The organism is Massilia jejuensis, assembly GCF_042656795.1.
GTDB lineage: Bacteria > Pseudomonadota > Gammaproteobacteria > Burkholderiales > Burkholderiaceae_D > Telluria > Telluria jejuensis.
On record NZ_JBHSMS010000019.1, the window covers coordinates 1 to 1,224 of the forward strand.

A 1,224-nucleotide genomic window follows, 5' to 3' on the forward strand; every position below is an offset into this window, starting at 1 on the left:
AGCTCCTGCTCGAAGGTGGTGCCGAGTTCCTTGACGACCGACGCCTCCCAGGCCGGGTTGCGTCCAGCCGCCAGCTGGGCCGTCACCGCAAGCGACATCTGGCGCAGCGTGATCAGGCGCGCCGTCAGGCGTCCGATCTCGCGCGCCTGGTAGGCATCTGGCTCGCTGCCGATTTCGGCGATCAGCGTATGCAGCAGCGCGATCGAACTCAGGAAACGCTCCGGCCCGCTGCGCTCGAATGCCAGTTCGGCCGTGACCTGGGCCCAGCCTTGCCCCTCAACGCCGATCAGGGCGTCGGCATCGAGCGTCAGGTCGTCGAAAAAGACTTCGTTGAAATGGGTGGCCCCGGTCAGGTCCTTGATCGGGCGGATCGTGATCCCGGGCAGCGACAGGTCGATGATGAACTGGGACAGTCCCTCGTTGCGCTTGCTGTCGACGCCCGTGCGTACCAGCGCGATCATGTAGTGCGAGCGATGGGCATTCGTGGTCCACACCTTCTGCCCGTTGACCACCCATTTGTCGCCGGCGCGGCGCGCATTGGTCTTGATCGAGGCGAGGTCCGAGCCGGAATTGGGCTCGCTCATGCCGATGCAGAAAAAGCGCTCGCCGCGGCAGATCGCAGGCAGGTGGAACTCCTTCTGGGCGTCGGTCCCGTAGTGCAGGATCTGCGGCCCGCTCTGGCGGTCGGCGAACCAGTGCGCCGACACCGGCGCGCCGGCTGCGAGCAGCTCCTCGATCACGACATAGCGGGTGAACGGACTCGCATCGGCGCCGCCGTAGCGTTTCGGCAGCGCCATGCCGATCCAGCCGCGCGCTCCCAGGCGCCGGCTGAACTGGGCGTCGAATCCCATCCAGGATTCGGCACGTCGGGTGGGCGGGTAATGCGCCAGCGCGTCGCCCAGGAAGGCGCGCACTTCGGCGCGAATGGCTTCGGCCTCGGGCGGGATGGGACTGAATGTGAACTGGCTAATGGACATGGGACACGGGGACATGGGCGGTCATGCGTTGGAGTCGATTCCTGGCCGCGCCGTGGCGCGGCCAGGTCCCGGGAAGGTCGCCCTCCCCGTCGGCCGATGCTCAGAGCGCGGTCTGGGCGTCGGCGGCGGCGAACATCTTGTTGATGTCGCCGGACGTCACCGGACGGCTCGCGTCGCGCTCCGGCGCAGCGCCGCCCAGGCCCAGCGCCGGCTCGATGCTCACGTGCGTGGCCTGCGCCTTGAGCGC

The 1,224-nt window shown here is 68.1% G+C and carries 1 protein-coding gene; it reads right to left on the bottom strand.

What is annotated here, in order from left to right; translation table 11 throughout:
* Positions 1 to 977 (bottom strand): acyl-CoA dehydrogenase family protein (locus ACFPOU_RS05180; RefSeq protein ID WP_379717902.1); only part of this gene is annotated, 977 nt, incomplete at its 3' end.
* Positions 978 to 1,224 lie beyond the last annotated feature (247 nt).